At 33.0% G+C, this 8,918-nt stretch carries 5 protein-coding genes and 1 pseudogene; all 6 read right to left on the bottom strand.

Annotated features, from left to right (window positions below; genetic code table 11):
• Nucleotides 1-1,691: pseudogene (locus DIU01_RS14255) on the bottom strand (hypothetical protein); the annotation flags it as partial.
• 40 nt (nt 1,692-1,731) lie between these two features.
• On the bottom strand, nt 1,732-3,297 hold the full coding sequence (locus DIU01_RS14260; RefSeq protein ID WP_290835584.1) for a hypothetical protein: 1,566 nt from the start codon (nt 3,295-3,297) through the stop codon (nt 1,732-1,734).
• Nucleotides 3,298-3,346: 49 nt separating this feature from the next.
• Nucleotides 3,347-4,657, bottom strand: coding sequence for an OmpA family protein (locus DIU01_RS14265; RefSeq protein ID WP_290835587.1), 1,311 nt, complete (start codon nt 4,655-4,657; stop codon nt 3,347-3,349).
• Between the two features lie 2 nt (nt 4,658-4,659).
• Nucleotides 4,660-7,017: a T9SS type A sorting domain-containing protein gene (locus DIU01_RS14270; RefSeq protein WP_290835589.1), complete on the bottom strand. Its 2,358-nt coding sequence runs from the start codon at nt 7,015-7,017 to the stop codon at nt 4,660-4,662.
• A 591-nt stretch (nt 7,018-7,608) separates the two neighbouring features.
• Entirely contained in the window at nt 7,609-8,379 is a 771-nt protein-coding gene (locus DIU01_RS14275) for a response regulator transcription factor (RefSeq protein ID WP_290835592.1), read from the bottom strand.
• A gap of 54 nt (nt 8,380-8,433) precedes the next feature.
• Nucleotides 8,434-8,918, bottom strand: a 485-nt coding sequence (locus DIU01_RS14280) for a sensor histidine kinase (RefSeq protein ID WP_290835594.1), incomplete at its 5' end; no start/stop codon positions are given.

Here is an 8,918-nt window from a genome sequence, read left to right on the forward strand (position 1 = left end):
GTTGGAGTTGTTGTACCGATACCTACGTTACCATTATTTTCAATTACTAATCTTTCAGTTATTGTAGTTGACCCATTAGGAGTAGTTGCAAATTTCAATTTAGTTCCTGTACTTGATGCAGTCCAATTTTCAGTTGCTTGTGCAATAATATTCGCTGTTCCATTTAATCTCCATGTAGTACCATCAAAACCATCAAATGTTAATTTACCTACTTCTGAATTATTAGTTAATGCAGATGGAGAACTCGTAGTGCCAAGTGAGCTTCTTAATAATAAATTCATTGGAGCTGTTGAATTAGCTCTATCAAAATTAATGTAAGTTGAACTTAATACACTTAAAATTCCCGATGGATTCGATGTTCCGATACCCAATCTTCCATCTTCAGTTATAATTAAACGATCAAGACTGTTTGTTTGAAATTTTATTTTACCTGCTAATGAACGAGCATTAAAATTCCAGCCTGCGCCTGTAACACCATCTGAACTGGTATAATTAGAAATATCTAAAGATCTTAAACCATTTACATCATCATTCCAAAACCTAGCCAGTAAACTTGTTTCCGGAAAATTAAATAAAGATACTCCACTTACTTCTAACATCGCATTCCTATTAATTGCTGTTCTATTTCCTATACTTGTTTTACCGCTAATGTAATTTTTTTTAAGATTTCCTTCAATGGCAATTCCATAAAGATTTGTAATTGTTCCACTTGTAGGAAGATCATAATTTAATGATCTGAAATCGTAAATATTAGTAACTGTACCAGAATAAGTTGAAGCAAATGAATTGGATGCTAAATAAGATGAATGTGAAACAACATTTTGTGACGATAATTCAAAATTTGAAGGTGCAAAGAAATTATATGATATACCAATTGTGCCTGAAGCATTAGTAGTAGATGTGCCTCTAAAGTTTACCTCACCAAATACAGAAGCAACTCTAGTAATATTTTTATCACCACTTACAGAGGCGATATTATATGTCCCAATTAAATGATTAATATTTTGATTTATTCTTGAAGTTGCTATATTAAAAGCCCCACCCAAAATATCTACTTGTCCTGAACCCCATCCATCTGCAAAATTCATTGCCGAATAAACAGAACCATAAGAATTTGTATTATTATCAGGAATAGTAGTTAAGTTATATAATCCAAAACTAGATTTTGTTGTAGGCTTTATATAACCAGCATCAATAACATTAATCAATCCTTTTGTAAAAAATCTATCTTGAGATGTGTTATTCTCAACTACATTTGAGAATAAACTCTTTTCCATTTTTGAATAATTAAAAATAGAATGTCCTCCTGTAGTAATACCATTAGCACCTAGATTAAATTTAATAGCTACATCGTTCTTATCATAAGATAAATATCCTTTATTAGTATGTTTAACATAATCAACACCCGTTGGATTAACTAATTCAATATCACCAGCAGTTGCACCATCAACCCATTTTACACCACTACCTGCACTAACCACACTCCACACCGGCGCTGCAGCAGTACCGGTATTAATTTCTTGAACGTTTGTAGTTGTGTTGAAAATAGTAAGACCTTTAGCAGGGTTTACTAGCGCGGTTTTTTGAGCGGTTGTCATTCTTGGTAAAAGAAACCCTGTTGTTGGAGCCTCTTGTGCTTGAGTGGCAAGTGCACCAGCAAGCATCATGATACTTAAAATATATTTTTTCATATTATGTATATTATTTAATTTATATTATTTTTTTATTTTACTAGTATACTACTCTTACAATACCATCACCAGAATGATAGAAAGCACCAGCTGTTAAACCTGCAGTTACTGCAGCAGCGTTGTCTACATGTACTGGTAAACCTACTACTTGTAGTTTTGAAGTTGGAGTTGTTGTACCGATACCTACGTTACCATTTGTAATTATTCTAACTCTTTCTGTACCATTATCAGTTGCAAATGATAAAAAACCACCTGTAGTACTTGGTCCTCTGTGAAAATTTATAGATGCATTTTCAAGCAAATCATAATCTAAACTAATTTTACTTGAAATATTACCTGTTAAATTTGTTACCTGACCTCTTTTTGTTGATAAATTAAATAAGGGATCACCAATAGAATTTGATAAAATAGCAACTTTAGCATATTCGGTTGTATTGGTACTTCTAACATCTAAGGAAGCAGTCGGAGTAGTTGTACCAATACCAACTCTATCTTTGAAATAAATTAATCCGTCATTTGTATATATAGCATATCTGCTAGAGGACCCACGAGTCAAATTATTTATATATAGACCATATTCATTTGTAACATTAGTTGTTGTTCCCATAAATCTTTGATTCACAAATAATCCATAAGCATTTGTTATAGTACCTGTATATGAATTAGGAAATTGTATATCAAATCTACCAGAATATACATTAGTTATATTAGATGTTGAATTTAATGCGTCAACAGATGAAAAAAGTCCATAAGCATGGGTAATTGAACCTGTTCCTCTATGAGAATTGAGGAAATGACCAGCGAAAGAGTTTGTAGAACTATTAGTGCTAAAGTTCATCATAGTATTAGAACTACCAAAAGCATTTGTTACAGTAGCTAATGGGCCTACTGTAGTTTGTGAAATTGAAGAGTATAAAGTATTTACAGTACCAGTTCCAAAATGCTCACCTGAACTCCAATTATTATATATAACATTATAATTATTAGCATTATTTCTGTCGATAATGTGTCTAGATTGAATATTAAACAATGTTTTACCAGAGTGTGTATCAGTTTGGTCAACAATTCCATAAAATGCATTATTAGTATAATCATTAAAACTAGGATTTATTGTAACTAATTTCGAAGCATTGGTATGAAATAAATTTCTAAAATTGAAGGTCTTAATATCAAATGTCTCATGCTGACTTGTTGAATTTCTCCAAAATGTATAACTAGTGTTAGTCTTATCAAATATTTTATATCCAGAATTAGTATACTTTACAGAATCCAAAGCAACTGTAGAATTTAAAGCTATATTATTATCGGTGTCATCTATCCATTTTTGATCTGCTTTTACTGCACCTTGCACCCATACAGTACCATTGTAATACCATTGCGAGTTAGTTGTAGTATCATAAACCTGCAAACCAGTTGCAGGAGTTGCAATTGCAGTTCTTTGAACTGTGGTCATTCTTGGCATTAAGAAACCCTTTGTAGTAGAGGTTACATCTAATGCAGAAGAGGCGTCTGGTGTTGTAGTCCCTACACCAACTCCACTTTGTGCAGAAGCAATTCCTACTGTAAGGAATGCTGCGGCAAAAAATAATTTTGTTATATTTTTCATATTTGTATTATTTAAATTTTAATTATTGTGTTTTTAACTCTATTTTGTTTTATTCAATGATAACTGAAACTCTTCTTGCTAAGTCTAAACCAATTTTAGAGTCGGCTGGATAAGATGCATCTACACCTTGCCCTTCTATAGTTACTCTACTAGCGTTTATACCACTTGCAATAATAATAGCATACAATCTTTGAGCACGGCGTTGTGAAAGGTCTTTGTTTTTACTTTCATTGCCACGAACATCGGCATAACCCACTAATTTAGCTTTAGCATCAGGGTAACTTCTCAAGAAATTAATGATGTGATACACATTATTTGTAGAACCAGCATTAGGGTTGTCTTGATTAACATCGAAGAATATGTTTAGATATCCTTTTTCAAAAAGCGATTTAATAGCGTCAGATTTTTCAACAATAGGACTATTAGAACTGTCTCTACTATCTTTAGTGATTTTTTCTAATTCGTCTGGAACACCGTTTCTGTTGGTATCTATAAACCTACCTTTAGAATCTACTACTACACCAGCAGGTGTGTTGTTTTGAGTATCAAGATAATCAACAATACCATCTCTATCGGTATCGTTCATTTTTGTTTCTAACTCAGCTATCTTCTGCTTTGTCTCTTTTAACTCATCTTCTTTAGCTTGTTGATCGTTCACTACATACCAATCGGCATGCTTTTCTTGTTTTCCTAAGTAAAAAGTAAGACCAAGAGAAGTATTGAACATTAGTCCAGATAAATTGTTGTCTGAACCAGATGCATTACCATCCCAAGCTAAATGCTGACGTACGTTGTTGATAGCAGTAAAGTCACCTGTAAGAACTAACCAATTTGTTAAACGTAATTGAGGAGTTAATCCTAACATGATACCTCCATTGTCTTCACTTAAGTCTTTATTTACACCTTCTTTTACACTAAATCGTGATACTTGTAAACCAGCATGTCCTAAAATAGTAAAACGGTTGGTAAACGATTCAAAATCTAGCATACGTCCAAGATTAACAACACCTTGAAATCCGAAACGCATTTGCTGTGTTTTAAATGCTAACGATCCGCTTCCGCTTTGATCACTTAGTTTATCCATCGCAGCATCAACCTTAAATCCGAATTTAGTATTGAACATGTATCTAACACCAAGGTCAAAATGATTTACACCAGAAAAGTTAAAGAACTTATTAGGATTGGAAGAATAATATCCAATGGAGTAAGGTTTTACACCTTTACTTTGTCCTGCATTGAATTCTACCGACCATTTATCGTAAGATTTAGTAGAATTCTCTTGAGCATGAGCAGTCGTTGCACCTTGAAAAAGCACTATACAACCAGCAACTAGTACCCAATTTCTTTTAATTGTGTACATAATTATTCTCTGTTGATTAATTTTTGCGTAGCAATTCCTTCGTTTTCCAACTTAATTTTGACGATGTAAAATCCTTCGGCGTGATTGAATGGTTTAGATAAACTTAGTTCACCATTAGCATTTTCAACTTGAATTAATTTACCAGTTATGTCATACACTTGAATCTCAGTCATACCAATAGTAGCAGTAACTTTTAAAGTTCCATCATTAATTGTTGCCATAGAAATATAGCTATTAAAGTCAGTATTATCCAATGCTGAAGCTTGGTAAACTACTTTAAAACGGTTGTTTAATTGCGCTACATTTGAAGAGAAAGTAAAATCTCCAGTATTAAGATTATGGTAGGTATTGTTTACTGTATCATGAATATAAACATTTACTCCAGCAGTTGTAAATACTCCTTTTTTATCTGAAATAGAAACTGTAAATGCCTCGTTTACTGTATTAGATTTTGACACTCCCAATGGAACTTCGTCTGTATTTACAAAGCTTGGTCTAGCATTGATTGCCATTTTGGCGTTATCAGTTTCAAAAATACTGTATAACATTGCAGAGCTTACAGAATTTCTACTTGCATCATACATTCTATCATAACCTAATGTAGTTTGATCTGAATAAGCAATTAATATTTGACTGAAAACACCATTTGCTCCTGTCATAGAAAGTTTAAAACTATCAAAATCTATAGCACCACCAGCTACAGATGCATTAGCCGATCTAAAGAAGCTGTTGTTATCACCTAACAAACGCATACAGTTAGTAAAAGTAACGTCGCCAGAATTTAAAGCTTTAACTTTAAAACCTTGACCCGATGCAAGTTTACCATCAAATGTACCCGTAACTCCAGATGTAGCTACCGAACCAGCGCGAGTGTAAGTTAAGTAATCTGCCTGAGCATAATTACCCGTTCCTGCTGCAGGTGCAGTTCCTGCTTGCCATACATAAAGAACACCGTCTATAGCGGGATTTTCAATTAAAAATTTGTCACCATCAATTGCTGATGGATATGGATTAGCCAATAAATTATGACTAGTACCACCATTTGGTGAAGCTGCATTTTTAGCAACAGCAACAGTTATATCACCATTATTTGCAACACCAGTAAACTTAAGATCAATTTTATCTGTTGCAGAGGCTGATGTAAACGGAGCTTGAGGAGCAACTCTTGTTATATATCCTTTACCAGTAGTTGTAGCTGTCAAAGCAGACCAACCACCACCAGCACCAGACGTGTATTTATACTTTAAGTCAAAAGCACCTGTTAAAGCACCTGTAACGGCTTTTGCATCGGCCAATTGACTAAAGAAATCTCCAGCAATTGGTGTTCCCCAATATACATAGTCGTTTACACGCAACGTTCTAGTTTGTTTAGTAAGTTCAATATTTGGTGCCGTTGATGCACCATTGCGTTGCACAACACTGGCTTGGCTAGACATAATAATTTTTCCAGTTCCAGATGCACCATTAACAATTTCAACAGATTGACCATCTGCTAAAGTAACGTTTGCATTAAGAGTTAAGGAATTACAAGCTAGACTTCCAGAATAAGCAGTACTGATAATTACAGGATCTGCTAATGTTGGCGCAGATGGAGACCATGAACCACTCCATGTTTTAGTAACTCCAGAAGAAGTTATTAAAGGAGAACATACACCACCTTTAGAGGCTAAGGTAAAATAAGAATACGTGTTTAGATCTACTGCTGCATCAGTAATAATTGTACCAGAAGATAGTGTTGCATTACTACCCAAAAATGAGTTAGCAGCTACTTCTAAAGTAGAAGGAATTTGAACCCAAGAAGTTCCGTTCCAACCCGCAATAACAAGATCTGTTAATACACCAGAGGTAAGTGTTGAAACATTGCTTGAAGATCTCCATGACAAAACAACTTGTGCATCTGCACTTGCAGAAAGCATGTGCCAATATTGCGTAGAAGAAATTGCTGTGACTGAAGCATCTAATGCTGAACCAATAGTTGTTGGATTGGCATTGTAATATGCCGCGTCAACTCCTGTAGCTGTTGTAGGGATTGCTGCAATTGGCGCATAAACTCCTGCTTGCCCTACTGGAAAAACAAATTCAGAAGCACCCATTGTTCTAGCGTAACCATCTAGAAAATTTGCATCTGCTGCTCCTGAAGCTGTTGCACCAGCACCAAAAATCAATACACCATAAGTAGATGCGGTTCTAGTGGTTTTTGTTTGTGCTGATGATCCCAAGGTAAAGGAATCTGTACCGATATAAAAGTGACTATCATTACCAATAAAAAAGTTATCGTAATTTTGCACCTGAGACCAACCAGTACTTACACCAAACAAAGCTAAAATGAAACTGCCTTTTAAAAGCGTTACAGTTTTCATTTTTTTAATTGTTGTAAATTTTTTCAAAATAAATAGAATTATAATTTTAGATTTAAAAATCTTATTAATAAACACACCCGCATAATTGAGTACTCTCAAAAAGCATATTAAACATCCCTTTTCGTTCTTCTAGAATTTTAAGAATCTAACCGAGTTTTTTTTGATTGCGCATAAAATTTTACCAGAACCAAGAGAACAACCGCTACAGCCACATAAGGAATCCAATCATTTATTGGTGCAGAAGGCGGAGGTGGCTCTGGACCTTCATCGGTAGCTTGGGCAAAAACTGTAACTGTATTAGTTACTAGCAAGCACATCAAGACTACCAATTTTAGCTTTGACCTGTTCAACATTTTCATATATTAAAGAATTAAAAATTTAATAAACACGGCACCTATACTTTATAGATACAATATTCCGCAAAGGTATTTCAAGCAAAAAAGTAAAAGTTTACCTTTATTGACCGAATAAGTCGATTATTGCTATTAGTTTTAATTTTGTAGTAGATAAAGAAAAGCCCAATTCTAAAAATGAACATGCCCCAAAAAGTTAGATACTATTTGGGGCAATATTCATGGGACGAAATACTCTTTAATTGGCTGATTGCTCTTTACTTGCTTTATTTGCAATCATTAGTTTTTTAAATTCTCTCGGAGAATATTCTGTTGATCTCTTGAAGGCTTTAGCAAAATTGGTGTAGCTCTGAAATCCTAACATATAACCAATATCTGTTATGCTATATTGATCATCATCCATAAGTATTTTAGCTCTTTCTATCTTACGATTTAAAATATATTGATAGGGAGTAACTCCAATTGTTTGTGTAAAGGTTCTAATGAAGTGATGTGTTTTCCATTTGGTTATTTTTATTAAATCATCGATTTCAATTTTTTCATGTATATTTTGATTTATATAATTTATGGTTTCTTTTATTCTATAGGGCACTTCATCATTTGCAGGTTCTTTCATACGCAACACATCTATATTCTTATATTGATAGTTATTCAAAACCAAAGAAACTGTAGTTAGAAGATCAATAGTTTTAAAGGGCTTTACAATGAATCCATAAGGTCTTGTTTCTTTTACTCTGTCCATTGTAAATTTATCAGTAAAAGATGTAATGTATATAAATGGCATTCTATCCTTTTTAAGTAAATAGTGCCCTAAATCTATACCATCTTTACTTCTGCTTAAATTTATATCTACTAGAACCAAGGCGGGATTAGTTTCTTCAATTAATTCGATAGCTTGCTCTACACTAGTAACATTAACTATAACTTCATAGCCTTCTTCTTTTAAAATTTCTTTAATATCGCGAGCTATAAAAAGTTCGTCTTCTACAACAATAATACGTGAATTCATAAGGTTAAGTTTTTTATTTAAATTTGGGTTTATATTATTTCTTTAAATTGGGGTTTATATTTTTTCTTTAAATTTAATTTCATACATGGTCCCTTTTCCCTCAACTTTAACAATAGTTGCTTTCAATTGCATGATAAGTAGTTCCACTAAATCCATTCCAATAGCATCTTTTCTTTTTTTCTTATCATCCATTCCTTTTCCATTATCGCTAATAATTAAAGTAAAAGTTTCATCGATCTTTTGTAAATCAATAACAATTTCACCATCAACTCCTTCATCAAAAGCGTGTTTGAGAGAATTACACAAAACCTCATTAATGATTAATCCTAATGGAATTGCCGTTTGAATATCAAAATAATATTCGTTTGAATTAATTCTTACTTTAACTAGTTTGTTATTGAAAGTGTGAAAAATATTATCTACTAAATCTTCAAGATATTTTTGAATATATATATGAGATACATCTTCTGTATTGTATAAATTTTGATGAATTAATGACATTGAAATTATTCTACTCTGGCTTTTTTCTATAAATTCAT

It is taken from the genome of Flavobacterium sp., assembly GCF_003525665.1.
Lineage (GTDB): Bacteria > Bacteroidota > Bacteroidia > Flavobacteriales > Flavobacteriaceae > Flavobacterium.

Bases quoted from the DNA above. Each gene is read 5' to 3' on its own strand.
- DIU01_RS14260 (WP_290835584.1), bottom strand. From the start codon at position 3,297: ATGAAAAATATAACAAAATTATTTTTTGCCGCAGCATTCCTTACAGTA.
- DIU01_RS14265 (WP_290835587.1), bottom strand. From the start codon at position 4,657: ATGTACACAATTAAAAGAAATTGGGTACTAGTTGCTGGTTGTATAGTG.
- DIU01_RS14270 (WP_290835589.1), bottom strand. From the start codon at position 7,017: ATGAAAACTGTAACGCTTTTAAAAGGCAGTTTCATTTTAGCTTTGTTT.
- DIU01_RS14275 (WP_290835592.1), bottom strand. From the start codon at position 8,379: ATGAATTCACGTATTATTGTTGTAGAAGACGAACTTTTTATAGCTCGC.